General features: G+C 69.3%; 25 protein-coding genes. 11 read left to right on the top strand and 14 right to left on the bottom strand.

The features are described 5' to 3' along the window. Positions 1-10: 10 nt before the first annotated feature. Positions 11-1,558: a carboxylesterase/lipase family protein gene (locus ACFW3F_RS02545; protein ID WP_388054003.1), complete on the bottom strand. Its 1,548-nt coding sequence runs from the start codon at positions 1,556-1,558 to the stop codon at positions 11-13. A gap of 86 nt (positions 1,559-1,644) precedes the next feature. Between ACFW3F_RS02545 and ACFW3F_RS02540 the strand changes: the two genes are divergently transcribed. Next, positions 1,645-2,403 carry a LamB/YcsF family protein gene (locus ACFW3F_RS02540; RefSeq protein ID WP_388054001.1) on the top strand — a complete coding sequence of 253 codons (759 nt, stop codon included), beginning with the start codon at positions 1,645-1,647 and terminating at the stop codon, positions 2,401-2,403. Between the two features lie 22 nt (positions 2,404-2,425). Here the strand turns inward: ACFW3F_RS02540 and rlmB are convergent, their stop codons facing one another. From rlmB to ACFW3F_RS02510, 6 genes are all read right to left on the bottom strand, one after another. Further along, complete coding sequence (rlmB, locus tag ACFW3F_RS02535; protein WP_388053999.1) at positions 2,426-3,376, bottom strand: 23S rRNA (guanosine(2251)-2'-O)-methyltransferase RlmB; 951 nt, start codon at positions 3,374-3,376, stop codon at positions 2,426-2,428. Then, positions 3,376-4,767: a cysteine--tRNA ligase gene (cysS, locus tag ACFW3F_RS02530; protein WP_388053997.1), complete on the bottom strand. Its 1,392-nt coding sequence runs from the start codon at positions 4,765-4,767 to the stop codon at positions 3,376-3,378. Before cysS ends, rlmB begins: the two co-directional genes overlap by 1 nt. 62 nt (positions 4,768-4,829) lie before the next feature. Then, positions 4,830-6,176 carry a condensation protein gene (locus tag ACFW3F_RS02525; RefSeq protein WP_388053995.1) on the bottom strand — a complete coding sequence of 449 codons (1,347 nt, stop codon included), beginning with the start codon at positions 6,174-6,176 and terminating at the stop codon, positions 4,830-4,832. Beyond that, positions 6,173-7,627, bottom strand: a complete 1,455-nt coding sequence (locus tag ACFW3F_RS02520) for a condensation domain-containing protein (RefSeq protein WP_388053993.1) — start codon at positions 7,625-7,627, stop codon at positions 6,173-6,175. Before ACFW3F_RS02520 ends, ACFW3F_RS02525 begins: the two co-directional genes overlap by 4 nt. Further along, positions 7,627-9,135 carry a condensation domain-containing protein gene (locus ACFW3F_RS02515; protein ID WP_388053991.1) on the bottom strand — a complete coding sequence of 503 codons (1,509 nt, stop codon included), beginning with the start codon at positions 9,133-9,135 and terminating at the stop codon, positions 7,627-7,629. The genes ACFW3F_RS02520 and ACFW3F_RS02515 overlap by 1 nt, the downstream gene beginning before the upstream one ends. An 86-nt stretch (positions 9,136-9,221) precedes the next feature. Then, entirely contained in the window at positions 9,222-10,196 is a 975-nt protein-coding gene (locus ACFW3F_RS02510) for an alpha/beta hydrolase (RefSeq protein ID WP_388053989.1), read from the bottom strand. A 416-nt stretch (positions 10,197-10,612) separates the two neighbouring features. On the opposite strand from ACFW3F_RS02510, the gene ACFW3F_RS02505 reads away from it, so the two are divergent. Together ACFW3F_RS02505 and ACFW3F_RS02500 are read left to right on the top strand one after the other, a co-directional pair. Next, positions 10,613-11,968 carry a hypothetical protein gene (locus tag ACFW3F_RS02505; RefSeq protein WP_388053987.1) on the top strand — a complete coding sequence of 452 codons (1,356 nt, stop codon included), beginning with the start codon at positions 10,613-10,615 and terminating at the stop codon, positions 11,966-11,968. Further along, on the top strand, positions 11,965-13,215 hold the full coding sequence (locus ACFW3F_RS02500; protein ID WP_388053985.1) for a nucleotide disphospho-sugar-binding domain-containing protein: 1,251 nt from the start codon (positions 11,965-11,967) through the stop codon (positions 13,213-13,215). Before ACFW3F_RS02505 ends, ACFW3F_RS02500 begins: the two co-directional genes overlap by 4 nt. Here ACFW3F_RS02500 and ispF read toward each other — a convergent pair. Genes ispF through ACFW3F_RS02485 form a run of 3 tightly spaced genes read right to left on the bottom strand, consistent with a single transcriptional unit; the run spans position 13,194 to position 14,888 of the window. Beyond that, positions 13,194-13,679, bottom strand: coding sequence for a 2-C-methyl-D-erythritol 2,4-cyclodiphosphate synthase (ispF, locus tag ACFW3F_RS02495; RefSeq protein ID WP_388053983.1), 486 nt, complete (start codon positions 13,677-13,679; stop codon positions 13,194-13,196). The genes ACFW3F_RS02500 and ispF overlap by 22 nt on opposite strands. After that, positions 13,676-14,368, bottom strand: a complete 693-nt coding sequence (gene ispD / locus ACFW3F_RS02490) for a 2-C-methyl-D-erythritol 4-phosphate cytidylyltransferase (protein ID WP_388053981.1) — start codon at positions 14,366-14,368, stop codon at positions 13,676-13,678. Before ispD ends, ispF begins: the two co-directional genes overlap by 4 nt. A 31-nt stretch (positions 14,369-14,399) precedes the next feature. Next, entirely contained in the window at positions 14,400-14,888 is a 489-nt protein-coding gene (locus ACFW3F_RS02485; RefSeq protein WP_388053979.1) for a CarD family transcriptional regulator, read from the bottom strand. 435 nt (positions 14,889-15,323) lie between these two features. Between ACFW3F_RS02485 and ACFW3F_RS02480 the strand changes: the two genes are divergently transcribed. Then, entirely contained in the window at positions 15,324-16,004 is a 681-nt protein-coding gene (locus ACFW3F_RS02480) for a hypothetical protein (RefSeq protein WP_388053977.1), read from the top strand. Between the two features lie 85 nt (positions 16,005-16,089). Next, the gene (gene radA / locus ACFW3F_RS02475) at positions 16,090-17,469 is read left to right on the top strand and encodes a DNA repair protein RadA (RefSeq protein ID WP_388053975.1); all 1,380 of its coding nucleotides are present in this window, start codon (positions 16,090-16,092) and stop codon (positions 17,467-17,469) included. A 12-nt stretch (positions 17,470-17,481) separates the two neighbouring features. On the opposite strand, the gene ACFW3F_RS02470 is transcribed toward radA, so the two are convergent. Further along, complete coding sequence (locus ACFW3F_RS02470) at positions 17,482-18,012, bottom strand: PaaI family thioesterase (protein ID WP_388054153.1); 531 nt, start codon at positions 18,010-18,012, stop codon at positions 17,482-17,484. A gap of 125 nt (positions 18,013-18,137) precedes the next feature. Here ACFW3F_RS02470 and disA point away from each other — a divergent pair, with 125 nt between their 5' ends. Then, the gene (gene disA, locus ACFW3F_RS02465; RefSeq protein WP_010842083.1) at positions 18,138-19,223 is read left to right on the top strand and encodes a DNA integrity scanning diadenylate cyclase DisA; all 1,086 of its coding nucleotides are present in this window, start codon (positions 18,138-18,140) and stop codon (positions 19,221-19,223) included. A 30-nt stretch (positions 19,224-19,253) separates the two neighbouring features. Here the strand turns inward: disA and ACFW3F_RS02460 are convergent, their stop codons facing one another. Then, positions 19,254-20,030 carry a hypothetical protein gene (locus ACFW3F_RS02460; protein WP_388053973.1) on the bottom strand — a complete coding sequence of 259 codons (777 nt, stop codon included), beginning with the start codon at positions 20,028-20,030 and terminating at the stop codon, positions 19,254-19,256. A gap of 193 nt (positions 20,031-20,223) precedes the next feature. Further along, positions 20,224-20,877 (bottom strand): carbonic anhydrase, encoded by a 654-nt coding sequence (locus ACFW3F_RS02455; RefSeq protein WP_388053971.1) that lies wholly within the window; start codon positions 20,875-20,877, stop codon positions 20,224-20,226. On the opposite strand from ACFW3F_RS02455, the gene ACFW3F_RS02450 reads away from it, so the two are divergent. Together ACFW3F_RS02450 and ACFW3F_RS02445 are read left to right on the top strand one after the other, a co-directional pair. Beyond that, on the top strand, positions 20,876-21,769 hold the full coding sequence (locus ACFW3F_RS02450) for an A/G-specific adenine glycosylase (RefSeq protein ID WP_388053969.1): 894 nt from the start codon (positions 20,876-20,878) through the stop codon (positions 21,767-21,769). The two genes, ACFW3F_RS02455 and ACFW3F_RS02450, sit on opposite strands and share 2 nt — an antisense overlap. A 168-nt stretch (positions 21,770-21,937) precedes the next feature. Then, a complete protein-coding gene (locus tag ACFW3F_RS02445; protein ID WP_388053967.1) occupies positions 21,938-22,906 on the top strand; it encodes a hypothetical protein in 969 nt (322 codons plus the stop codon). Between the two features lie 67 nt (positions 22,907-22,973). On the opposite strand, the gene ACFW3F_RS02440 is transcribed toward ACFW3F_RS02445, so the two are convergent. Then, positions 22,974-23,804 (bottom strand): alpha/beta fold hydrolase, encoded by an 831-nt coding sequence (locus ACFW3F_RS02440; protein ID WP_388053965.1) that lies wholly within the window; start codon positions 23,802-23,804, stop codon positions 22,974-22,976. A gap of 108 nt (positions 23,805-23,912) precedes the next feature. Here ACFW3F_RS02440 and ACFW3F_RS02435 point away from each other — a divergent pair, with 108 nt between their 5' ends. The 3 genes from ACFW3F_RS02435 to ACFW3F_RS02425 all read left to right on the top strand — a co-directional run bounded on the left by ACFW3F_RS02435 (position 23,913) and on the right by ACFW3F_RS02425 (position 26,538). Then, the gene (locus ACFW3F_RS02435; RefSeq protein ID WP_388053963.1) at positions 23,913-24,221 is read left to right on the top strand and encodes an antibiotic biosynthesis monooxygenase family protein; all 309 of its coding nucleotides are present in this window, start codon (positions 23,913-23,915) and stop codon (positions 24,219-24,221) included. 54 nt (positions 24,222-24,275) lie between these two features. Next, positions 24,276-24,911 carry an LON peptidase substrate-binding domain-containing protein gene (locus ACFW3F_RS02430; protein ID WP_388053962.1) on the top strand — a complete coding sequence of 212 codons (636 nt, stop codon included), beginning with the start codon at positions 24,276-24,278 and terminating at the stop codon, positions 24,909-24,911. 127 nt (positions 24,912-25,038) lie between these two features. Further along, the gene (locus ACFW3F_RS02425) at positions 25,039-26,538 is read left to right on the top strand and encodes an aldehyde dehydrogenase (protein ID WP_388053960.1); all 1,500 of its coding nucleotides are present in this window, start codon (positions 25,039-25,041) and stop codon (positions 26,536-26,538) included. Positions 26,539-26,575: the final 37 nt, after the last annotated feature.

Raw genomic sequence — 26,575 nt, 5'->3', positions numbered from 1 at the left:
GCCGGTCGCGTCAGGCCGGCGAATGTACCCGGTACCACGCCTGGCGACGGAGGGTGTCCGGGTCGGCCTCGACGTGGTCGGGGTCGTCGATCACCAACACCTTGCGATCACCGGTGGTGTACGCCGGCCAGCCGAGCCCGGGATCGCCGGTGCGGGCGAATCCGCCCCAGCGCGTCTGGACGTTCCGGGTGACCCGCCCGGAACCGGGCCAGTCCGCGAGAGCCAGCCCGGCGCCCATGGGCGCCCGGTAGGCACCGAACACGCTGAACAGCTCCGTGGCGTGCGTGGCCCCGAAGCCCGTGGCCTCGAGGATCTTCGTCTGATAGTCGTAGCGGTACACGTAGGTCGGGGCCACTGCGCTGTGCCCGTCGGCGAAGGCACTCATCGGCGCCCAGAAGATCGAGTCGCCGGCCAGCCGGATGCGGTCGCGGTCGCCGTCCTCGTAGTGCGAGGCGATCTCGCGCCGGACCTCCTCGTCCTCCACCCGCATCAAGGTGCGTTCGGCGTCGGGCAGGACGTTCCAGAGTTTGGCGAACAGCTTGCCCTCGTCACGGTTGCTGCCGATCACGAGCGGTACCGGCTGCGTGAGCCCGCCCGCGGCCGCGGCCAGCGGCGAACGCGGCAGCAGATCGCCGTCGATCACGGGCGCGAACGGGATCGCACCCCCGGCGGTCTTGGCGGCGAATCGCATCAACCGGTTGCCCGCCTCGAGTAACAACGCCGGGTTGGGCGAGGTGAGCAGCCGCTGCGCGTGCACCGTGTCGACAGGCGGCTCGTCGCGCTCGAGCGAGGTCGACCGACGCTGCGGGTCACGCAACAACCGGACGAACTCATCTGCGTAGATCCTGGCGGCGTCCTGTTCGACGACCAGTTCCGGCGCGGGGCTCTGCGCGATCGCATGGTGGTAGAGACCGGTCGTCGACGGTGCCGACAGGAGGGACAGCACCGACGACCCGCCGGCGCTCTCGCCGAAGATCGTGACGTTCCCGGCGTCGCCACCGAAGGCCTCGATGTTGTCCTGTACCCACTGCAGCGCCGCGATCTGGTCACGGAGGCCGACGTTGGAGTCGAAGGGTCGATCCTCGGTGGCGAACTGACCGAGGTCGAGGAAGCCGAACGGACCGAATCGGTACTGGATGGTCACCACGACGACGTCCTGGGAGCGGGCCAGGAAGGCGCCGTCGTAGAGCGGGGTGGCGGCCGTGCCGAGGATGAATGCGCCACCGTGGATGAACACCATCACCGGCCGCGGTGTCGACGACGCGACATCGGGCGAATAGACGTTCAGGGTCAGGCAGTCCTCGGCCATCGGCGCGAACTTGCCGGGCGCGATGGCCGTGAACCGCTTCTCCTGGATGGCCGCCTTGGCCACCTTGGTGCAGTCGCGGACACCGGGCCAGTCGTGGGCCGGCTCCGGTGCGAGGAACCGACGGTGGGCCACCGGCGGCGCCGCGAACGGGATGCCTCGCCAGCTGATGGTCCCCTTGCGCAGCCGTTTCCCCCGGGCGCCCTCGACCACGCCGTTGCGGGTGGTCACCTTACTGTCGAGTAATGCCATACCCCCACCGTAGACGAAACGGGAACTCCGTCTACCGCGGTCGCGCGTAGACCACCGGCGGGGTGACGCCACCCTAGAATGCGCACATGAGTTCCGGCGGGGCGCGCATCGACCTGAACGCCGACCTCGGCGAGGGCGTCGGCGACGATGCGGCGATGCTCGGGATCGTCACCAGCGCCAACGTGGCGTGCGGCTTCCACGCCGGGACCCCCGCGCAGCTGCTCGCCACGTGCCGGGACGCGGTCGCCGCCGGGGTCCGGATCGGCGCCCAGGTGTCCTACCCCGACCGCAGCGGCTTCGGCCGCCGGTTCATGGAGATGGCGACTTCCGATCTGATCGCCGACCTGGTGTACCAGATCGGCGCGCTCGACGCCCTCGCCCGATCGGTGGGTGGCGCCGTCACGTACGTGAAACCCCATGGCGCGCTGTACAACACCGTCGTCAGCCACGAGCAGCAAGCCGACGCGGTGGTCACGGCGGTCCGTGACGTCGATGCCGGACTGGCGGTCATGGGGCTACCGGGCTCGGAGGTGCTGGCGCGGGCCGAACGAGCCGGTCTCGACACCATCACCGAGGCCTTCGCGGACCGTGCCTACACCCCGGAGGGCACCCTCGTGCCGCGGGGAACCGACGGCGCGGTGCTGTCCGACACCACCGAGATCGCGCGGCGGGTGGTCGAACTCGTCACCACGGGCCGGATCAGCGCGATCGACGGCACCGTCATCGGCGTGGACGCCAGGTCGGTCTGCCTGCACGGCGACACCCCGGGCGCGGTCGGACACGCGCACGCCGTGCGCGATGCACTCACCGCTGCCGGGATCGACGTCGGCGTGCCGCCGAGCTGACCGAGGCAGTCGCTGCCTGCTACTACCGGCGCCGCTGCCGGGCGAACTCGGCGAGGACCACCCCGGCCGCGACCGAGGCGTTCAGGCTCTCGACATCACCGGCCATGGGGATCGACAGGATCGAGTCACAGCTCTCGCGGACGAGGCGGGACAGACCCTTGCCCTCCGAACCCACCACGATCACGGTGGGGCCGCTGCCGTCGTAGTCGTCGAGCGTGACGTCGCCGTCGGCATCGAGACCGACCAGTTGCGCACCCTCGTCGGCCCAATCCTTCAGCGTGCGTGTCAGATTGGTGGCACGGGCGACCGGTAGGCGCGCCGCGGCACCGGCGCTGGTCCGCCACGCGACGGCCGTCACGCTCGCGCTGCGTCGTGCCGGGATCACCACACCGTGTCCGCCGAACGCCGCGACCGAACGGATCACCGCACCCAGGTTGCGCGGATCGGTGATGTTGTCGAGGGCGACCAGCAGCGGCGGGGTACCACTGGCCTTGGCCTCGGCCATCAGGTCGTCCGGGTGCGTGTACCGGTACTCCGGCACCTGCAGCGCGATGCCCTGGTGCATGCCATTGGTGGACAGGCGGTCGAGTTCGGGCTTGCCGACCTCGAGAATGGAGATCGCCGCGTCGCCCGCGATCTTGACCGCCTCGGCAACCCGCTCGTCGGGCTCGGAGTTGGTGGCGATGTACAGCGCGGTGGCCGGCACGCCCGCGCGCAGGCATTCCACGACCGGGTTGCGACCGAGGACGTACTCGGGACCCTCGTCCCTGGCCCGCACCCCGCCACGGCCGGTCGCCGACTTCGTCGCCGCCTTTGCTCGCTTGTGGGCCGGATGATACGGCCGATCAACAGCTTTCGGCGTCGCACCGCGAGCCTCGAGCCCGCGGCGGCGCTGGCCGCCCGACCCGACGGTCTGCCCCTTCTTGGTGCCGTCCTTGCGAATCGCACCCTTACGCTTGGAATTTCCTGCCATCACGCCTCACCCTTCAGAGCCCATTGCGCACCGTCGGGAGTGTCGGTGACCTCGATACCGGCCTCGGCCAGCCTGTCCCGCACCGCGTCCGCGGTCGCCCAGTCCTTGGCGGCGCGCGCATCGGCCCGCCGTTGTAATTCCGCGCGCACCAACACGTCGAGCGCCGAGGTGGCCGCCGACTCGTCGGCGGAGGCCACCCATCGCTCGTCGAGCGGGTCGACGCCCAGGATGCCCATCATCGCGCGCACCGAGGAGGCCGACGCCAGCGCAGTGGCGCCGTCGCCGGACTCGAGCGCGGTGTTGCCGTGCCGAACCACGTTGTGCACGACCGCGAGTGCGGCCGGTACGCCGAGGTCGTCGTCGAGGGCGGCGGCGAACTCGGGATCGACGTCACCGACGACCACCTCGCCCGCACGTGCTCCGACCCGCTCCACGAACGACTCGACGCGCCGGTAACCGGCAGCGGCCTCGGTGAGCGCACCCGGCGAGTACTCGAGCATGGACCGGTAGTGCGCACTGCCGAGGTAATACCGCAGCTCGACGGCCCGGACACGCTGCAGCATCGCGGGGATCGACACCACGTTGCCGAGCGACTTGCTCATCTTCTCGCCACCCATGGTGACCCAGCCGTTGTGTAACCAGTAGCGCGCGAACGGATCTCCCGCACCATGCGCCTGCGCGATCTCGTTCTCGTGATGCGGGAAGATGAGATCCATCCCGCCGCAGTGGATGTCGAATTCCGCGCCCAGAAGTCCGGTGGCCATCGCCGAGCACTCGAGGTGCCAGCCGGGACGGCCGGGCCCCCACGGCGTCGGCCACGACGGCTCGTCGGGCTTGGCCGCCTTCCACAGGGTGAAGTCGCGGGCATCGCGCTTACCGGTCCCCGCGCTCTCACCCTGGTGCACGTCGTCGAGCCGGTGCCCGGACAGCGATCCGTAATCCGGCAGGCTCAGGACGTCGAAGTACACGTTGCCGTCGGCGACGTAGGCGTGGCCGCGGTCGATCAGTCGCTCCATGTACTCGACCATCTGGGTGATGAAACCCGTGGCCCGCGGCTCGGCCGACGGCGGTAGGACGCCCAGCGCGCGATAGGCGTCGTCGAAGGCACGCTCGTGGGTGGTCGCCCACTCCCACCACGGCCGACCCGCCTCGGCGGCTTTCCGCAGGATCTTGTCGTCGATGTCGGTGACGTTGCGCACGAACAGCACGTCGAGTCCCTGGTGCGTCAGCCAGCGTCGCAGGATGTCGAACGCGATACCGCTGCGGACGTGCCCGATGTGGGGTACCCCCTGGACCGTGGCCCCGCACAGGTACACCGACGCCTGGCCTGGGTGCAGCGGCACGAAGTTGCGCACCTCTCGGGAATCGGTGTCATACAGGCGCAGGGTCACGACCGGCAATCCTACCGGACCCCGACCTGGCCACCGACCGGCCGAGCGCGGGCTCGCTCACCTCACGCACGCTCGCCGGACACGGTGACCGGGTCGGCCGCGTGTGCGACGACGGCGGTGGCCAGCGTCCGCATCTCCTCGACGGTGGCGGCCAGGACCTCGACCGCACGCTCGGTGCGGGGGTACCGCACGCGGACGTGGATACCGTCGGCGTCACGCCAGAACCACCACTGAGCGGTGTCGGTGGGCTTGGCGCTGGAGACCTGTTCGGCCCGTACCCCCGGGTGCGGCCCGGGAAGCCTGGTGTAGTCGACGTAGGACATCATGAAGACGTCGCTCCGGCGCTGCCGGAGCCGGTGGCCGAAGGCCGCGTAGACCGGCGTCAGTCCGATCTCGGCCAGCGGCAGGGCGGCGGCGAGCCGGGCGGTGTTGACATGCATGGCCGCGAACAGATCGTCGCCGGCGGCGATCCGCAACGGCGCGTTGCCCACCGACCAACCGACGCATCCGGGTCCGGCGCCCGTCCCGGCAGGCACGACGGTCGCAAGCTCGTCGGGTCCGCCGACCGAGCTGACGGCCATCGCCGCACAGGTGAGTACCGCGGGATACGTCCGCCCACCGTGCTGGTGGACGACCGAACTGAACGCCCGCGCCGTGTCGCCCGGCAACAAGGTCGCGACCATCGTGTGCATCTCGGCGGCGGTACCCGGCGTGACGCCGAGGTCGACGGGGAACTCCGGGACCTGCCAGTCGGTCGCGGCGAGGAACCGGCCCCACTCACCGAGCCGGGCGTCGTCGGGGGTCACCGCCGCCTCGTCACCGGCGACCCGTCGCAGCGCGTCCAGCCCGGACTCCGCCGGCGCCAGGGCCGCTCCGGCGAGGAGCTCGCAGATCTCGGAGGACAGCAGCGCCATCGAGCGCGCGTCGACGTAGCAGTGGTCGAAACCGCAGACCACCGTCGTGCTCGATGATCTGCGGACGGCGGCCAGGAAGTGCGGCATCGGCTCGAACGGGTTGCAGGTCGCGGTGATCCGCGCGGACAGCGCGGAGGCGAATTCTGCGGGCCGGAGTCCGGCGTCCGGCTCGCGTGAGTCCTCCTTGACGTCGACGCCGCCGTGCAGCAAACGCTGGTATCCGGTGTCGGTGGCCACGTAGTGGCTGCGCAGGACATCGTGGCGGGCGATGACGGTGGACACCACCTCGCCCAGACGGTCGAGGTCGAGCCGCTCGGGGAAGTCGAGGGTGAGCGCGATCCAGCCCGGTTGGCCCTGCGAGACGGAGTCCAGGTGGAACCGCTCGTTCTCCGACACCGGCGCACTCGCCAGGGCCGCACACCCGCCGGGGACGGGAAGCCACCGCACCAGCTCCCCCGGTTCTACCTCCCAGGTCTCCGAACTCGAGAGCTTCACCGCTCGGTCCTCTCGCTCGCGTACTCGTTCAGGATGGCGCCGACACGTGCGAGGTGTTCGGCGACCGATGCTCGGGCCACCTCATTGTCGGGCAGATGACATCGGACGACCAGCCCCGCGGGAGTCCGCGTGAACCAGAGGTTGGCGTTGCGCGTCGGGCCGACGCCACTCGACGTCTGCATCGTCGCCAGGGCCGGGTCGTTGCCGATCGGCAGCCGGGCCAGGTCCGTGTAGGACACCATGTAGGGGCTGCCGTCGAGGCCGCGGAAGATCCCCTCGGCGGCGAGGAGTGCCAGCACCCCGTGCGCGGGTGCCGAACTCGCGCGACGCGCGGCACGCACGCCGGCCCCCGCCGCGCGCACCACGTCGTCGAGAGTCGTCTCATCGCCGGCGGGGACGTCGACGACGATCGGCGCGAAGTTGCACATCCAGCCCTGGGTCCACGCATGGTCGGCGTCGCGGGTGGCGAGCACCGTGGAGACGAAGAACCGCGATTCCCCGGTGATCTCGCGGTGCCGCACGGCCAGTGCGGCATACAGGAGACCGGCGAACCCGCCACCGGTTCGCGCCAGTCGGGCGTCGCAGCGTGCGAGCGCGTCCGGGCCGAGCAGCCACTGCTCCACCGCGACCGCCGGGACCGGGGCGGTGTCGGTCAGTCCCAGTTCGAGAGGACACAGCGGCGCCCGACCGTCGTTGTCCACCAGCGCATCCCGCCACACGGACACCTGGTCGTCGTCTGCGGCGAGCGCGGCCGCGGCGGACCGTTCGGCGAGTACCGCCGGCCCGAATGCGCCCGGCGCCGGCAGATCGGACGCGTCGCCCTTCCGGTGCGCACGGTACAGGGCGGTGATCTCGGCCAGGGCGAGCACCGACGAGTACCCGTCGCCGTGCGCGTGGTCCGTGGCGACGAAGAAGGTGAAACCGGCGTCGTCGACCGTCGCCGCCCACCAGGAGCCCGGAACCAGTTCCGCGCGAGCGCTTTCCGATGCTCGACGCCCGATCCACGCCCCGACGTCGGCGTCGTCCACCACGACGGACTCGGCGTCGGCGACGTCGATCACGAACTCCTCCGGTGGGCTCACCCAGCGTTCGGGACCATCGGGCCCCGAACGGTAGTGCGCGCGCAGTTCCTCGTGCCGACGGACGAACTCGGTCAGCGCCGAGCCCATCGCGCCTTCGTCGAGGGGGGCGTCGAAACGCATGGCGGCGAGCAGGAATCCGGTGTGGACCGCGCCGCGACGTCGCTTGTCGGCCATCGTCGCGAGGTGGTCGGCCTGCAGGAACGACACCCCGTTCCCCCACCGGCGGGCGGCACGACCCACGCGCTCGGCATCGCGCAGTTCCCACTCGACGGTCCGACCACCGACCAGGTGCTCGCGGAGCGGCACGACCACCGAGCCGGGGGCGCCGAACCGGGGCGTGGCGAACTCGGACCGCAGAGCGCCGGTCATCAGCTGTCGAGTACGGCCGTCGATCCTCCGGTGTGCACGCCGGCAGACACGGACTCGACCGCACGGTAGGTGTACTCGCAGTCGCCGTCGGCGACGATCTTCTTCAGGATGGCCTGGAAGGTGGAGAGGAAGACCTCGACGGCGGCGGCGTTCTCGTCGGCGGGGAACCGCGCGGACACGTTCACCCCGGTCGGGATCCGGTTGATCCAGAAGTAGACCTCGTCGGCGTCACGCGTCGCGCTGCGCAGCACCCGCGCCTGGCGCGGTGTCCACTCGGCCGCGCCCTCGGCGTGACGGAGATCGATGTAGGACACGACGAAACCGGGAGGCGTCACGTCGCCGCCGATGAGCTCGGCCACCGGTGCGAACGGAGCCGCCCCGACGCTCTTGTACTGCGCGGAGGTCGCCGCCACGGCCGTCAGGGCATCGGTGAACTTCGCCGGCCGGCCGGGCCGGACCGCGACGGGGATGATGCCGACGAACCAACCGACGGCTTCGCCCCACTCGATGGCGTTCCGGGTGTGCACCGGGCCGATGAATCGCAGATCGGCACTGCCCGCCAGCGCGGCGGAGGTCATGGACAGCGCGGTGTAGACACCGGCCGTGATCGACGATCCGGCACCCTTGCACACGGCATCGAATTGCTTGGTCTCCGCGGCATCGAGCAGCCAGTGCGACAGCGTCGCCTGATAACCGTTCTCCGGAAGACGTTCCGACACGATGGTGCGCGGCGAGTCGGACGGCACGTCGAACCGCGGGAAACGCGGGATCGGTTCGGGCTGCACGGCGGTCGGGGTGTCGTCGAAGAAGTCGCGCCACTGGCTGACCGCGACATTGTTCGCGTCGATCTGTTCGCCGAGTCTCCGCTCGGCGTCGCTGAAGTCGAGGTAGCTGCCGAACTCGTTGAGCGCATGCGGTTCGCCGGTCACCTCGGCGGCGTAGAGCGCGGTGAGCTCGCGGATGGCGAACACCTGCGTGTACGCGTCCATCACGGTGTGGTCGGCCGCGAACACCAGCAGGAAACCGCTGTCGTCGCCGGTCGGCTCCACGGTCACGGCGATGCAGTGCGGCCAGCTCAGCGGCGTGACGGTGCGATTGAAGTAATCGGTGACCAGGTCGGAGACCTCACCGGCGGCCAGCTCCGACCCGAAGTCCCGCTCGCGCACGCTGATCGCGTCGGCCGCGATGGTGATGCGGGTCAGGTCACCCTGCGGATGATCCGGCTCGTGGACGCGCACCGAGGTCCGGAAGGCCTCGTGCCGGCGATACCAGGCGACGATGGTGCGGGACAGCGCTTCCCGGTCCAGCGGACGTTCGATCCGAAAGGCCGTGCCGATCCACTGGCTGAACCACTCCGAGCCCTCGCGCACGGCGCGGCGGGCGTGCTCGAGATGCATGTAGGACAGCTGTCGGGAATCCGTCTGCCACTCGGTGGCGTCGACCTGCGGCTCCCAGGCGGTGACGGTACCGCCGGGCATCGAATAGTCGGTCAGCTCGGTGTATTCCATTGCAGTCCACCTACCTTCTGTCGTCTACGGGGCGCCCTCGGCGCGGGTGTTCGGGTGCGTTCAGGGAGTGCGTTGCGCGCGGGTGCTCACAAGCCCAGCCCGCGCCGGAGTGTCGGCCAGCTCTCGCGCTGCTGATCCACCCAGTACGGCCACGAGTGCGTACCCGGGTCGACGTAACGGATGGTCGCCGGGACGTTCAGCTGATCGAGCCGGGAATCCAGCTGCTGCGTACACCACAGGGAGCCGACCTCGATGGCACCGCCGATGATCTGGCGATCGACCGGGTTCTCGTTGCCCGGGTAGCCGGGCGCGTCGTACCGGCCCGGACGCCCGGTGCCGGTGGAGACGTAGATCGTGGACCCGCGCAGGTTCGCGGCCTTGGCGAGCACGTCGTGCTCGGCCCAGGCCGGATCGGTGGGCGGACCCCACATGTTGTCCGGGTTGCCGCCGAAGGCCGTCACGATTCCGCGGGGATAGGCCTGGCCGGCCGGCCCGGTGGTGGTGAAGCATCCGCTGTAGGCGGCCACCGCGTCGTAGAAGCCCGGATTCCGGACCGCGAGCACGAGTGCCGCACCGGCACCCATCGAGAGACCGGCGATCCCGCGGACTCCGTTGCCGTCGAACTGCTCGTCGATGAGCGACGGCAATTCGCGGGTGAGAAATGTCTCCCACTTGTAACGCCCCAGGGTCGGGTCGTCGCGCTGCCAGTCGGTGTAGAAGCTTCCGTCGCCCGCGATGGGCATGACGACGTTGACGTTCTTGTCGGCGTAGAAACCGGCCACATCGGTCTTGAGAGTCCAGATGCTGTTGTTGGGATCCTCTTCGCGCAACCCGCCGAGCAGGTAGAGCGTCGGGCGCGGTCCGGATTCGGTGCGCGGCGTCACGACCTGCACCTTTATCGTCTTCTGCATCGCGGCGGAGTACACGTCGACCATGTACTTGTGCGGCCCGTCGGCGACTGTGCGTTCGATGACGGGGCGTTCGATGACGGGGCGGTCGGGCGCGGCTGCGGCCGGGCCGGCGGCGACGAGCGAGGTGACGACACCGAGCGCGACCGCCATGGCTCCGACAATGGACAAGGCGCGCAGTGATCCACGGCGATGAGATGTCCGGCGGGAAATACCCGTCATGTCGTCGCGTCCTCCGAGTTCTGCGGGAAAGTCATCTTCTGACAGGGCTTTTGGGGCTGACAGAGGTCATGGCAGCACCCCGGCGGGTCTCACGATGGTCACGACAGTAACCGGATCGAACCCGAATAGATAGTTCGGCAACCTAATCGTGCAATCGCAAACTGATCCTCAACAATCACGAGTCGAGTGGCGCAGCGCGACGTGTGGTATGAAGCCTGCGGCGTCCGGGACGCTGTCGACACCCGTCGCCTGGCCTAGGGTTGGCTTACCTTAGCATGACCAGGCACCGGATCCGACCCCGTGTACACCCACCCGCGGCCTGTACATCCACCAACGGCAAGGCAGACATGAACTTCGCATCGCTGGTCCGCCACGACGACCCGTCGGCACCCGACCCCATCGTCGATCGGTTGACCGCCGACGACGACCTCTTTGTCCGGATGGATGTCGTCCTCGGTCTCCCGGTCGTGAATCAGACCCTGTGGCGGTTCCCGGGCACCGTCGACGTCGACGCCATCACCGCCCTCGGCCAGAAGCTCCGCTACGGACGCCTGAGCAGGCTGGTCGCGAGTCACCGTGGGCCGGGCCGCGCATATTGGCGTTACACCCCGGAAGCCGGCGCGGTCGAGGTGCAGCCCGATCGGGTACCGGCCGGCGGAGAAGAGGCATGGGGGCGCGCCCAGGCCGACGCCCCGCTCGACTTCGTGAAAGGACCCGCGTGGCGGCTCGTCGTCGCCCGTGCGGCGGCCGACGATTCCGTGCTGGTCTCGCTGATCATCTCCCACGTCATCGCCGACGGCGGGACCGGAGCGGTGGCGGTCATCGAGGCCATCCATGGCGTCGACTACGTCCCGGGCGCCGAACCCGGACTGGTCGCCGACGTCCGGGACGCCGCCGACCTGCTGTGGACCGCGAGCCGGACCGCCGCGCGGATCTGGCGCGCGAGCCGGTCCACGCCGCCTCCCTCTCCGGTGCGGGTGACCGGCCGACCCGCTCCCGACGCGGATGTCTCCGGCGCCGAGACCGCGCCGAATGTCACGATCCTGATCCCGCAGGCGGACTACACCACCGCGGCGAAGTCCCGGGGCGGCACCGACAACAGCCTCTTCGCCGCCCTGATGGTCGGCGTCCTCGAACGGAGCGGTCGCGTGTCGGCGGGCGACGTCGTCCCGGTCTCGCTGCCCGTCTCGTCCCGCACGCTCGACGACCGGCGCGCGAACGCCAGTTCGGGCGCAACGGCTTTCGTCGAGGTGGACCCGAAGCGGTACGACGATCTCACCGCCGTGCGCACCGCATGCAAGGACGCCTACGGGAGACTCGCCGCGAACTCCGGCGCCGTCGCGCAACGAGCCGTCGTGCTGCAGGCGCTGAGCAGCTCGATCACGCGGCGCCTCGCGGCCAACGTGACCACCCCGCTGTGCCTGGCGTCGAACGTCGGCCAGGCGCCCGACGAGTTCGCCACCCTCGGCACCGGAACACCCGGGGCCCTGTCGATCCGGGCGATCACCGCAACCGGCGACCCCGCCCGGTTGCGGGACCGCAAGGGCGGCATCAGCGGTTGGCTCGCGATCAACGACGACCACGTGATGTTCAGCGTCAGTTCCCTCGACCCGGTCCGTATCCCCGACGCCGCGTCGCTGCGGACGCTCGTCGCCGACGAGCTCGCTGCCTGGGGCATCTCGGGAAAGCCCTGGGGCGCATGAAGATCGCCTTCGCCGTCCACGGCAGCCGGGGGGACATCCAGCCGGCGATCGCGGCGGGGGCCGAACTCTCGCGACGCGGTCACGAGGTACGGCTGGCGGTACCGGAGGACCTGGTCGACATGACCGCGGCGTCGGGTCTGCCGACGCAGGTCCTGGCCCCGTCCACCGCCGAACTGTTGGCCAGTCCGCTGGTGAAGGAACGTCTGAAGTCGAAGAATCCGCGCGTACGGTTGCGCGCGCTCGGCGAGGTCGCCGAACACGGACGTGCGACGTCCGAGCGGGTGATGGCCGAACTCGCCGATTCCTCGGATCTGCTGGTCACCGCTCCACTCGCCCAGGACCGTGGCGAGGCCATCGCCCAGAGTCGCGGAATCCCGTTCGTGCCGTTGCACTACTGTCCGCTGCGTCCCAACGGGAGCCTCGACGTCCGCTACCGCCATTACCCCCGGCCCGTCTCCCGGGCCATGTGGCTGCTCGCCGACCGCACGTACTGGTTGACCGTGCGTGGAGCCGATCGGCGGCTTCGTGACAAACTGGGGCTCCCGGCGGCGAAAGGCCCACTCGGGAGCCGACTTCGGGCTCGTGGGGTGCCGGAGATCCAGGCCTACGACCCCGCCCTCTTCCCCGGTCTCGCCGCGGAGTGGGGCGCGCAGCGCCCGCTCGTCGGATTCCTGTTGCCCGACACCGCGACCCGTGGCGCGATGGCGGCCGGGAACGACGCGACGACGTCTGCGCTGAACTGGATCGCCGACGGAGAGCCACCCGTCTACGTCGGTTTCGGCAGCATGAAGATCGGCGGTGAGCAGATCGGGAGCATCGTGACCACGCTGCTCGCTCGCGGCCTCCGCGTGATCGCACACACCGAACATGAACTGCCACAACATGACCGGCTGCTGCGCATCGGCACCCCCGTCGATCACGAGGTCCTGCTGCCGCAGTGCCGCGGTGCGGTTCATCATGGTGGCGCGGGTACCACCGCGGCCGCGGCCCGCGCGGGGATCCCGTCGGTCATCGCCTGGCTGAGTGCCGACCAGCCGATGTGGGCGGCCGCTCTACGCAGAGCCGGGGCGGGAGCGGGCAATCGTCTCAACCGTTTCGGCCCGGACGATCTCGAGCCGCTCACCGATCCCGCGGTCGCGGCGGGTGCCGCGCGCCTGGCCGAGAGGCTCACCCCACCTGCCGAGGCGGTGGACCGGGCCTGCGAGTTGCTCCTCGGGGCCGCGGATCACTCGGCGGCGGCGCGCTGACCGGAGGGCTCCAGCAGGGCTGTCGCCACGGCGGCGATCCCCTCGCCGCGTCCGGTCATACCGAGCCCGTCGGTGGTCGTCGCCGACACCGAGACCGGGCCGCCGAGGGCGTCGGAGAGCACCTGCTGCGCCTCGGCGCGACGCGGTCCGATCTTGGGCCGGTTGCCCACGACCTGAACGGCCGCGTTGGCCACGCGTAGGCCCTGCCCCTCGACGAGTTCCCGCACGTGCGTGAGCATCTGTACGCCCGAGACACCCTCCCACTCCGGACGACCGGTGCCGAACACCGAGCCCACGTCGCCGAGACCGGCCGCCGACAGGACCGCATCGCACAGCGCATGGGCGCCGACGTCGCCGTCGGAGTGTCCTTCGCACCCGGGTTCGTCCGGGAAATGCAGGCCGACCATCCAGCACTGGGCGGACGCGTCGACACGATGCGCGTCGGTCCCGATCCCGACCCTCATGACCGGCCCACCACGTCGCGCACGATACGTAGGTCCCAGGGCGTGGTGATCTTCATGGCAAGCGGGTCTCCGGGTACGAGGTGGACATCGATTCCGCATCTCTCCGCGAGACCGGCATCGTCGGTCGCGAGACCGGTGTCGTCGGCGTGCGCACGCAGGAGCGCGTCGCGGGTGAAGCCCTGGGGAGTCTGCACGGCGCGCAGTTCCTCGCGGTCGACGGTCCGCGTGACGCGCTCGAGGCCGCCCGCGACGGCCTCCACCTGCTTGAGGGTGTCGACAACGGGGATCGCGGGCACGACGGCCGGATGCCCGGAGCGAACGGCGTCGATCACGTCGCCGAAGACTCGCGCCGGTGTGAGGGGTCGCGCCGCGTCATGCACGAGCAGTATGCCGGCGTCGCCGGACGCGGCGATTCCGGCACGAACCGATTCGGAGCGATGCGCGCCACCGGCGACGACGGTGACGCCGGGCAGCAACGTACGTGCCCGGCCGATGAGATCGGCGGGCACCACGACGACTACCGACGCTCCCAGCGAAGCGGGGATGTGGTCGACGCATCGCTCGATGATCGTCCGGCCGCCCAGGTCCACGAAGGCCTTGGGTACCGGCTCGCCGAGTCGGGTTCCCGACCCGGCGGCCGGGATGATGACACAGACGTCCGCGCCGGAGTCACCCAGCGCACTGTTCACAAGGAATTCCTGACGCGGAATGTCGTCGTGGTCAGGAAGCGGTGGCGAGAACCTCGTCGAGCATGATCGCCGCCTTGGCGTCGTCGGTGTTCTGCGCGAGCGACAGCTCGTCGACGAGCACCCGACGCGCTCGGGTCAGCATGCGCTTCTCGCCTGCCGACAACCCACGGTCCTGCTCGCGACGCCAGAGGTCACGGACGATCTCGGCGACCTTGATGATGTCGCCCGAGATCAGCTTCTCCTGGTTGGCCTTGAACCGGCGTGCCCAGTTGGTCGGCTCCTCGGTGTGCGGGGCCCGCAGAACCTGGAATACCTCGTCAAGGCCTTCGCGTCCGACCACATCTCGAACGCCCACGTACTCGAGCTTCGTCGAGGGAATCTGAACGGTCATGTCACCGTCGGCAACCTTGAGAACAAGGTATTCGATCTGCTCACCCTTGATGGTCCGGGTCACGATGTCTTCGACCCGGGCTGCACCGTGATGGGGGTAAACGACGGTGTCGCCAACTTTGAAATTCAATGTTCCTTGCCCCTTTCGAGTAGAGCCAGTCTAGCACGGGCGTTCCGAGGCACCCACCCAACGGTGCAGGTCAACGCGGTGAACAGGTTTCAGGGCAGGCTCTTTCGAGGTCGCGAGGGGTACGAGGTGAGGGTGGGCTACCCCACTGGAGGTCGTCATCGGCGTGACGCGGGGGACGCTTCGTCACCCCCTGCGACACGCGCTCCGCGACCCTCCGGCGGCCCCCGGACGCCGTGTCGTGGAGCAGCCGGCGGCGCCTCGCGGCGTCACGACCGGGGAACCAATCGGGTACCCGGGCGGACTTTTCCGCACCGCGCCCACTACGCTGCGTAGTGCAGGGTTTCGCGCGCTGCATGTCGGCTTCGTTTGACCTGGGAGGATCGGGTGTCAGTGCTTTCACTTTCCGCGCGGCGGTCGGCGGTTCGGCCATCTCGCATGGTGACCGCGGTTGCCGCGATCGGCTTCGCCGTCGCCCTGGGCACCACCGGGTGCGGCGCGGGTCAGATCTCGCAGACCGCCAATCAGCTGCCGGCGGTGAACGGCGCGAACGTCAACCTCGACGAGCTCGAGCTCCGCGATGTGCAGGTCCTGTATCCCGAAGACGACGCATCGACGGTCTTCGGTGACGGCGGACCGTTCGAGCTCGCGTTCGTGATCTCCAACTCCGATCCCCTGGTCTACTACCGCCTCAAGGAGATCACGCCGGAAGAGGGCAAGGTGACCTTCATCGAGGGCGCCGAGGCCGACGACCGCATCATCCCGCCCAACGGGGCACTGCGCGGCGGCACCCCGGTCGGTGCCAACCCCGAGTTCGAGAAGCGCCTGAGCGTGGAACTGGACAACACCGGCGACACGGTCGCGACCGGCCTCACCACCGAGCTGACCTTCGCCTTCGAGAAGCGCGAAGCCGACGGCCGCTGGGTCGATGCCGGCCAGACCACCGTCGACACCCCGGTCGACGGCGGCGCGGAACTCGAGCGGCAGGACGTGGCACGCAACGCCGAGCCGACGTTCTACAACCAGCACCACGGCGAAGAGGGCCACGGTGGCGACCACGGCGAGAGCTCCGGTGAGCACGGCGCCGAGGGCGAGGGCCACGGCGAAGGCGGCCACTGACGCCCACACGAATTCCTGACGAGCGAGGCCCGGCGTAACGCCGGGCCTCGCTCGTCTTGTCGGTCTGTCCACCTAGGCTGACCGGGTGGCCAAAACCAAGTCGTCCTTCCGCTGCACCGGGTGCGGCCATCAGGTCCCCAAGTGGGTGGGCCGCTGCCCCGAGTGCGGCGAGTGGGGGACGATCGGCGAGGTCGCCGGAATAGCTCCGACGTCACGCTCGACCGCCGCGGTGGCACCGTCGAGCCCCGCGCTGCGCATCACCGAGGTCGACGCCGAGTCGTCGGCCGCGATACCGACCGGGATCGGCGAGCTCGACCGGGTCCTCGGCCGCGGTGTCGTGCCCGGTTCGGTGATCCTGCTGGCGGGCGAACCCGGCGTCGGCAAGTCCACGCTGCTGCTCGAGGCCGTCAAACACTGGGCGGCACAAGACCGCACCGCGCTCTACATCACCGGCGAGGAGTCGGCCGGACAGGTCCGCATGCGGGCCGAGCGCACCGGCGCGGTACATCCGAACGTCTATCTCGCCGCGGAAACCGACCTCGCGACCATCCTCGGTCACGTCGACTCGGTTGCTCCCTCGCTCATGATCGTCGACTCCGTGCAGACCCTCGTAGCGTCCGGGGCCGATGGCGTGACCGGCGGCGTGACCCAGATCCGCGCCGTCACCACAGCTCTGGTCTCGCTGGCCAAGAACCGTGGGGTCGCGGTCATCCTGGTCGGTCACGTCACCAAGGAGGGCGCAGTCGCCGGGCCGCGGTCACTCGAGCACCTCGTCGACGTCGTACTGGCCTTCGAGGGTGATCGCCACTCGACGCTGCGCATGGTCCGCGGCGTCAAGAACCGCTTCGGCGCCGCCGACGAGGTCGGCTGCTTCGAACAGCGCGACGACGGCATCCACCAGGTTCCGGACCCATCGGGAATCTTTCTGCATCAACGCGATTCGGATGTGAGCGGTAGCGCAACCCTCGTGACGATGGACGGCAAGCGTGCGCTCGTCGGCGAGGTCCAGGCGCTGGCGAACGGCACCGAGATGAACATCCCGCGCCGGGCGGTGTCCGGCCTGGACATGAACCGGGTCTCGATGGTCCTCGCGGTCCTGCAGGCGCGCGGGGGGCTGAAACAGATCGCGAAGAGCGAGGTCTACCTGTCGACCGTGGGCGGCATGCGAGTCACCGAGCCCGCCGCCGATCTCGCCATCGCACTGGCGGTGTACTCGACCGTGAAGGACCAACCGATCCCGCAGTCCACGGTCGTCATCGGCGAGGTCGGACTCGGCGGCGAGGTCCGCCGCGTCTCGGCGGTCGCGCGCCGGCTCGCCGAGGCGAAGCGACTCGGGTTCCGGGAGGCCATCATCCCCGCCGCCACCGACGAGGAACTCCCGAAGGGCATTCGGGTCCTGCGTGTCGGGAACATCGGGGACGCCGTCGGACTCCGTGCTGCGGACCCGGTGGATGCACCCTTCTGACCGGCCGCTCCCCTACGGATACATCCGGCGCTTGTATTCCTCGGCGCGCGCGCTCTTCTCGACGTGCTCGGCGAAATGCTTGCGCACATCGATCGTCACGAAGATCGCGTGTGCGCTTGCCACCGGCTTCTCCGGGTCTCCGATGTGGGCGACCGCCTCGGTGAAGATCTTCCGCCGCTGCCGACCCAGCAGGTTGCCGTGGAACCGCAGTGTCGCGCCGACCGGAATCGGTCTGATGTAGTCGATCTCGAGATGCACCGTCACGCCGGACGGTCCGATCAGCAAGGGGATGGTCCCCATCACCTCGTCGAATGCAGTGCTCAGGATTCCGCCGTGGATGACGCCGGGGCCGCCCTCCATCCGAGTCTCGACCTCCATCGACGCATCGACGGTGAATCCCTCGCCGGCGTGGACCACCAGGTGCAGTCCCTGTGGCGACTCCGGGCCGCAGCCGAAGCACGTCGGGTTGTGCATCCGAACCGGTTCACCCGCCTTCGCCGCCTTCGGGTGGCGTTCCACCTCGTCCAGCTCGTCGGGCACCACAAAACTGCTGCTCTTCACACCCCGGTACCCTAGTCACAATGCAATGACCGATGTCGCGGGGCGTCTGACCCGGGGCGGTGGCTGCGATCCGCACCGGGGCAGACGGGTCGCCGAGAAGGGGAGACATGGTCGCCGAAGTGGTGAGATCCGAGCTGACGCGCGAGACGGTGGCGCGCGTCGCACCCGGCACGCCGCTCCGCGACGGCCTCGAGCGCATCCTGCGCGGCGGCACCGGCGCGCTGATCGTGCTGGGGCATGACTCCGACGTGGAGAAGATCTGCGACGGCGGATTCCACCTCGACGTCGAGTTCGCGCCCACGAGACTGCGTGAGCTGGCCAAGATGGACGGCGCCGTGGTGCTCTCCACCGACGGCAAGCGCATCGTGCGCGCCAATGTGCAGCTGGTCCCCGATCCCTCGATTCCCACCGAGGAGTCGGGCACCCGCCACCGTGCGGCCGAGCGGACCGCCATCCAGACCGGCCATCCGGTGATCTCGGTGAGTGCGTCGATGTCCATCGTCAGCGTCTACGTCGACGGAGCTCGTCGGGTCGTCGAGAGCCCGGACCCGATCCTGTCCCGCGCGAACGTCGCGCTGGCCACACTCGAGCGGTACAAGGCCCGGCTCGACGAGGTGATCTCGGCGCTGTCGCGTGCGGAGATCGAGGATTACGTGCTGCTGCGCGACGCCATGTCGACCGCCCAGCGGATGGAGATGGTCCGCCGCGTGTCGGTCGAGATCGAAGAGTACGTCCTCGAACTCGGCGTCAACGGCCGCCAGGTCAGCCTGCAGCTCGAGGAATTGATCAGCGACAACGACACCATGCGTGAGCTGCTCGTCCGCGACTACTACGCCAGCCCCGAGCCGGCAACCGCCGAAGATGTCCGCCAGGCGCTCGAGGTCGTCGAGAACCTCAGCGACGCAGACCTTCTCGATCTGACACTGCTGGCCGGGGCCTTCGGGTACCCGACGACGATCGAGGCGCAGGACACCGCGATGAGCCCCCGCGGTTATCGTCTGCTCGCCCGGATCTCACGGCTGCAATTCGCACACGTCGACCGGCTCGTCCGCAGCTTCGGCACCCTGCAGGCGCTGCTCGCGAGTTCGTCGGCCGACCTGCAGGCGGTCGAGGGCATCGGCAGCATCTGGGCCCGCCACATCCGGGAGGGACTGTCGCGGCTGGCCGAGACCAGCATCGAACGCTACGACTAGTCGCGGTCACCCGCTCTAGGGCGATGCCGCTCAGGGTTGCTGAGCCGGGGCGACCATGTTGAACGTGATCGGGAACGACTCGCGTTCACCGATCTTGCCGATCGCCGAGTACGAACCGGCGGGCACCTGGGTCCGCGGACGCTCGCAGCCGGGGCTGCTCGTGGTACCCGACCAGGTGATCGTGTCCTTGACCTGCTGGGCGGGCTTGAGGACCACGTTGTTGACGGTGTTCAGCGGCGAGCAGTCACGCGCCGACCACAGAGTGCGCGTGCCGTCGAGCGTGCGCACGATGACGTTCTGCACGGCCTTGCCCACATCGCGGGTGCACTCGGACAGCCCGGCGTTGGTGGTCACGATGGTGAACACCGGATTCTGGCCGATCGTGTAGGTGGGCTTGTCGGTGTACAGGACGACCGAGATCGCCTGATCCGGACACAGCGCCGGTCCGCCGGCGCCGCCCGGAACGCCTGCGGGACTTGCCGATTCGACAGGACTGGACGCACCCGCGGGCGGCCCGCCGGGCGCACCCGAACCGCCGCCGCCACCAGCTCCGCCACCTGCATCGGGTTCGCCCGAGGCGCCACCGGCCTGCGGTTCCGAGGCGGGTGGCGCCGACGTGGTCGACGACGCCGACGAACTCACCGGCACACTCTCCGAGGCAGCGGTGTTCTGCGGATCCCCGCTCCCCGACGTCATCCACACGATCAGGGCGACGACCAGACCGACCACGACCAGAGCACCACCCACGGCGACGGCGCGGCGTCGCCAGTAGATCTCGGGTGGCAGCGGGCCCTGGGGTTCGATCACGCCCACCACGCTAACGGCCGGGTCTTGACTTCCGGCTGATCACGTGCGGCGTGTCGCAGCCCGAAAACCGCCCCCAGCAGGCAAAGTCTAGAGTTCGCCTTCAGGTCCTAGCCGTCACCACCGCTCCCTGATGAGGCCCCGGAGCGCGCGGCTGGGCCGTCTCGAAGGGTCGGCGGTCGTCCAGATTCGGCAGTCAGGCGATTTCAGCGGCCACGGCAGTGGGCGACGGACGTTCACCGATGTCGCCGTACACACCCTGGACGTTGACCTGGCCTTCGTTGAGCTGATAGGTCAGGCCGACGATGGCCAGCCGGCCGGTGCTGATCCGATCGGCGATGGTGCGGCTGCGCTGCATGAGAAGCTGGCCGGTCTCCACCACGTGGCGGGCCTCGAACTCGTCGACCCGCGTCAGCCCCTCGCTGCGACCGGCGAGGATGCTGGGGGTCACCCGCTCCACGACGTCGCGGATGTAGCCACCGGGAATCTGGTTGTCGTCGAGTGCGTCGAGCGTCGCCTTCACCGCACCACAGCTGTCGTGTCCGAGGATCACGATGAGCGGGACCTGCAGCACCTCGACGGCGTACTCGAGCGAGCCCAGGACCGCCGAATCGATCACGTGACCGGCGGTCCGGACGACGAACATGTCACCGAGTCCCTGGTCGAAGATGATCTCGGCGGAGAGTCGCGAGTCGGCACAACCGAAGAGCACCACATGTGGATGCTGACCTCCGACGAGTCGTGCACGGTCCTCGATACCCTGGCTGGGATGCTGAGATTCGCCTGTCACAAATCGATTGTTGCCGTCGCGCAGGATGCGCCACGCCTCACGTGGTGTCTTAGCGGTCATGCCCACTAGTGTGCCACCGGGCCGCCTGCTCGGTTGGTTCGATACCCATGAACGAGATCTCCCGTGGCGTGATCCGTCCTGCACCGGCTGGCAGATCCTCATCAGCGAGATCATGTTGCAGCAGACGCCGGTGTCCCGGGTGATCGAACCCTGGCGGGAGTGGGTCCGGCGCTGGCCGGTTCCGTCGGCGATGGCGGCCGAACCGGCGGGCGAGGTCCTGCGGGCCTGGGGCAAGCTCGGGTACCCACGACGCGCTCTGCGACTCCACGAATGCGCCAAGGTGCTGGCCGCCGACCACGGCGATCGCGTCCCCGACGACGTCGAGACCATGCTGACCCTGCCCGGGATCGGCGACTACACCGCGCGCGCGGTCGCCTGCTTCGCCTACGGCCAGACCGTGCCGGTCGTCGACACCAACGTCCGGCGGGTCATCGTCCGCGCGGTCCACGGCCGCGAGCAGCCGGCGAACCCGTCTCGGCGGGATCTCGCCGACGCCGAGGCGCTGCTCCCGCGCGCCGCCGACGGCACCTACGCCGCATCGGCCCCGCGCTTCTCGGCGGCACTGATGGAACTCGGCGCGCTGGTCTGTACGGCCCGAAACCCCAAGTGCGACAACTGCCCTCTCGTCGACTGCACCTGGGTCGGGCTCGGCCGGCCGGCGCACGCCGGGCCACCGCGCAGGGTGCAGAAGTTCGCCGGTACCGACCGCCAGGTACGCGGGCTGCTCCTGGATGTCCTTCGCAACACAAACGATTCGGTCGACCGCGCCGCCCTCGACGTCGTGTGGACCTCCGACACCGCCCAGCGCGACCGCGCCCTGGACTCCCTGCTCGTCGACGGACTCGTCGAGATCACCCCGAGCGGTCGGTACTGCCTGACGGGCGAGGCATGAACCCGGTCTCGGCGGCGCGCAATCGACGATCCTGAGACGACTGTCCAGGTCCGGGTCCGTGAACCCGCCACCGCGAACCCATAATTCGTGCCACGATCATTGACCAGTCGTTTGATCGTTCAGAGATAGTCTCCCGCTGCGGCCGGATCGTTGCTAATGTCCCGATCCATGAGTCAGCCGCCGTATCCCCCTGTCCCGCCACCGGACCCGCAGCAACCCGGCGGCTTCCCCGGCCAGCAGCCGCCGCAGTACGGGCAGCAGCCACCGCCGCCGCCCCAGTACGGGCAGCAGCCTCCCCAGCAGCCGCCGTACGGCCAGCAACCGCCACCGCAACCCCAGTACGGCCAGGCACCTCCGCCGCCGCCGGGTGGGCCGCAGTACGGCGATGCCGGGACCTACCCCGGAGCCCCGGATCCGCAGGGGGCGCCCTACGACTCGGGCAAGGTCGACGTGGGCACCGCGTTCTCGTGGGCCTTCGGCAAGTTCAAGAACAACGTCGGCGCGATGATCCTGCCGGGCCTCGCGGTGTTCCTGTTGCTGGCGGTGTTCCTCGCTCTCGCGATCTTCGGCACGGCACTCTTCAGCTCGACCGAGACCACCGATCTCGGCGGTGGCTACACCTACGAGACGACGACTCTCGGCACCGGTGGGCTCATCCTGATGATCCTGCTGTACGTGTTGCTCTACATCGGCCTCATCTACATCCAGGCCAGCATCATCTCCGGTGCAGTCCGGGTAGCCAACGGTGAGCCGGTGACGGCGAAGTCGTTCCTCACCCCGATTCGCTTCGGACCGGTCATCGGAACGGCAATCCTGGTCGGCATCATCGTCGGCGTGGGCACCGCGCTGTGCGTGATTCCGGGCATCATCGCAATGTTCTTCCTGATGTTCGCGGTGGTCGCGACCATCGACAAGGGATTGTCGCCGGTCGACGCGATGAAGGCCTCGTTCGAATTGACCAAATCCAAGGTCGGCGACTCGATCCTGACCCTGCTGGTCACCTACGCGATCCACCTGGTCGGCGCTCTCGTCTGCTACGTCGGCCTGATCGTCGCGGCCCCGGTCGCGCAGCTGTTCCTGGTGCACTGCTGGCGTCGGCTCAACGGCGCGCCCATCGCGCCCGCCGATCCGTCCTGATCCACCCGACTCCACCCGGGGCGCACACGATCCGTCGTGTGCGCCCCGATTCAGTTGTGCCGCAGCTTCAGAGGTCGAGCCCGGACAGAAAGGCCTCCACTGCACCGCGATACACGTGCGGCGCGTCGTCGTGGACCAGGTGGCCGGTCCCGGGCACGCGGAGATACCGCGCATGGTCGTTGACCGAGCACATCGTCCGCATCTGCCCGGGCGGTGTCACCCCGTGCTCGGCCTCGATCAACAGCGCCGGCACGCCGACCGAACGCCACTGGGACCAGAAGTCGCGTCGGCCCCATTCCTCGGCGATCGCGGCCCACAACGGAATCCGTCCATGTAACAGCCCGTCGTCGAAGGCCTCGAAGAAGTAGCGTCCGGCGACCGGGCCGAACATCTCGACGGCTTCGTTCTCCGATGCGAACCGGTCCGGCCAGGACTCGAACCACGGGGTCCAGCTCGTCGTGGTCCGACCACGGAAATCCGGGGCCATGTCCTCCACGACCAGCGCCGCGACCAGTTCCGGGTAGTCCGCCGCCGCACACCAGGCGTGCAGGGCCCCCATCGAGTGCCCGACGAGGATCGCGGGTCCGCGGTCGATCCAGGTGAGGATCTCGGCGAGGTCGGCGACGAACCGTTCGGTCGCGAGTTCGTCGTCGCCGCAGGGATCTTCGGCGTCGGCGCCGGTGTGAAAAGCGGCGTCGTAGGTGAACACCCGGCCGTATCGCCGCAGCCACGGGACCTGGCGCCGCCAGGTGCGGCCGCGCCCCATCAGGCCGTGCAGCAGCACGATGGGCGGCGCCGTGCGATCCGACGGAGTCGACGGACCGTTCGCGTCGTCCGCGACGTCGGGGCCGCCGTGGTCGCGAAGACCGGTCTCCTGCGGAGCCTCACCGTCGAACATGCCAGAACTGTAGTCGCAGAACCGCAGTCAGGCCGACGACGGGCACGGGGTCCGCTCCCGTGTCGGTGTTCCCCACGAACGCCCGTGCGCAGCGCCTATGGTGGATGCATGTCTGTTGTGAAGATCAATGCCATCTCCGTCCCCGAGGGCGCAGGCCCCGAACTGGAGAAGCGATTCGCCAATCGCGCCCACTCGGTGGACGGGTCCAAGGGATTCCTCGGATTCCAGCTGCTCCGCCCGGTCAAGGGTGACGACCGCTACTTCGTCGTCACCGAGTGGGAGTCCGAGGAGGATTTCCAGGCGTGGACGTCGGGCCCGGCCCGGGAGGCGCACTCCGGCGAGCGCGCCAAGCCGGTCGCCTCGGGTGCCGACCTGCTCGAGTTCGAGGTCGTGCTCGACGCGAGGCCCAAGGCCTGAGATGAGCCGGTCCTGACTTCCGAACCGACGGCCGGCGAGACACTCGTCGCGCCGATGTTCCCGCTCGGCACCGCACTGGTGCCGGGCGCGGAACTGCCGCTGCGCATCTTCGAGCCGCGCTATCGCCAGATGCTGGACGACCATGTCGACGAGTCCACCGATCCGCCCACGGTCCGGTTCGGGGTGGTGCTGATCGAGCGGGGCTCGGAGGTCGGTGGCGGCGAGACGCGCAGCGAGGTGGGCACGATGGCCCACGCCGAGATCACCGGCCGGCGGCCGGACGGCCGCGCTTCGCTGTCGGCAATCGGCCGACGCCGGTTCCGGGTCGTGGAGTGGCTGCCCGACGACCCGTATCCCCAGGCTCGGATCACCGTCCTTTCCGAGCAGGAGCCGAGCCGCGCCGACCTCGCGCGTCTCGCCACTCTCGACGAACGCCTGAACACCCTGACGCGGCAGCGACTCACCGCCGCGGGCGAGGACCCGGAGCCGATCATCGCCGCCCTCGCCATCATCGACGCCGACCCGCGGGTCGCCGACCTCTCACCCATCCATCGCTGGGCGGCACGGGCGGTGGCCCAGCCCCATGACCAGCAGCGGATTCTCGGGTCGGAGCGGCCGTCCGACCAGATCGAGATCCTCGACGACGTGATGCAGGGACTGGAGGCGCGGGCGGTCTTCGGCCGTTTCTGACGGCCACCCTGGCATCAGAGTTAGAACGTGTTCTAGTATTGCGTGTGCCGTAGTTCACACCTGTCCGTCGGCGGCTGTCGCCGCTCACGCCCGGGCAGGGCCCCGTCCTCTGAGGAGCACACGCGTAATGACCGAGACCGTGGAGTCCCAACCCGCCGCCCTCGCCGGCGGGGGCGATCAACCCCAGTTGCTCATCGGCGGCCGGTGGGTCGATCCCCATTCCACCGAGACCCTCGAGGTCCACTCCCCCGCCACGGGCGAACGTGTCGGTTCCGTACCGCTCGCCGATGCGTCCGACGTGGACACCGCCGTCCGCGCCGCGCGCGCCGCCTTCGACTCCGGGGTCTGGAGTTCGACACCGCCCGCGCAGCGCGCCGACATCATCGCGAAGGTCGCCGATCTGATCGACGAGCGCGGTGACGAGATCACCGCGCTCGTGTCGGCCGAGATGGGTGCACCGCCGAGCGCGATCAGCACCCTCCAGCAACTCCCCGGCACCGGCGTGCTGCGCGCCTACGCCAACGCCGCCCGCGACTACCAGTGGGAGGAGTACCGGACCGGCCTCTTCGGCACCACCCGGATCACCCGCGAACCGGTGGGCGTCGTCGGCGCCATCTGCGCCTGGAACGTCCCGCTGTTCATCACCTGCAACAAGATGGGCGCCGCGCTCGCCGCAGGCTGCTCGGTGGTGCTCAAACCCGCACCCGAGACCCCGATGACCGGCAACTACATCGCCCAGCTGTTCATCGAGGCCGGCGTTCCCGCCGAAGCGATCTCGGTGGTCACCGGCGGCACCGAGACCGGACAGGCGCTCGTCGCCCACCCCGACGTGGACAAGATCACCTTCACCGGCTCGACCGCCGCCGGCAAGGCGATCGGCGCCGCCTGCGCGCAAACCCTCAAGCGGTGCTCGCTGGAACTGGGCGGCAAGTCGGCCGCCATCGTCCTCGACGACGTCGACCTCGCCGCCAACGCCTTCATGCTCACCTTCCTCGGCCTGTTCAACACCGGGCAGGCGTGCGTCGCCCAGACCCGAATCCTGGTGCCGCGCAGCCGGCAGGACGAGATCGTCGCCGCGATGGTCGAGGCCGCCAAGGCGATGAAGGTCGGGCTACCCTCCGATCCGGAGGCCCAGCTCGGACCGCTGATCACCGAGAACCAGCGGAACAAGGTCGAGGAGTACGTCGAACTCGGCAAGAAGGCCGGTGCCACCGCGGTTCTCGAGAGCGAGCGACCGGCCGGACTCGACTCCGGTTACTTCCTCACCCCCACCATCTTCACCGGCGTCACCAACGACATGGCCATCGCACAGGAGGAGATCTTCGGCCCCGTGCTGTCGGTCATCGCCTACGACGACGTCGACGAGGCCATCGCCATCGCCAACGACTCGAGCTACGGACTCGCCGGCACGGTGTGGACCAACGATGTCGAGCGCGGTATCGAGATCTCCACCAAGATCCGCACCGGCACCTTCGGGATCAACTGGTACGCCATCGATCCCGAGTCGCCGTTCGGTGGATACAAGAACTCCGGCATCGGTCGCGAGAACGGCCGCGAGGGCCTCGAGTCCTTCCTCGAACACAAGTCGACGATGCTGCCGATTGGGTACGAGGTGTCCACGGGTTAGACCTCCCAGCCTCTCACAGGGGGGAGCCGGGGCCGGA

Origin of the sequence: Gordonia sp. NPDC058843 (genome assembly GCF_042743165.1) — a bacterium.
GTDB lineage: Bacteria > Actinomycetota > Actinomycetes > Mycobacteriales > Mycobacteriaceae > Gordonia.
The sequence above is the reverse complement of the archived record's forward strand: the minus strand, read 5'-3'. Positions and strand labels throughout refer to the sequence as shown.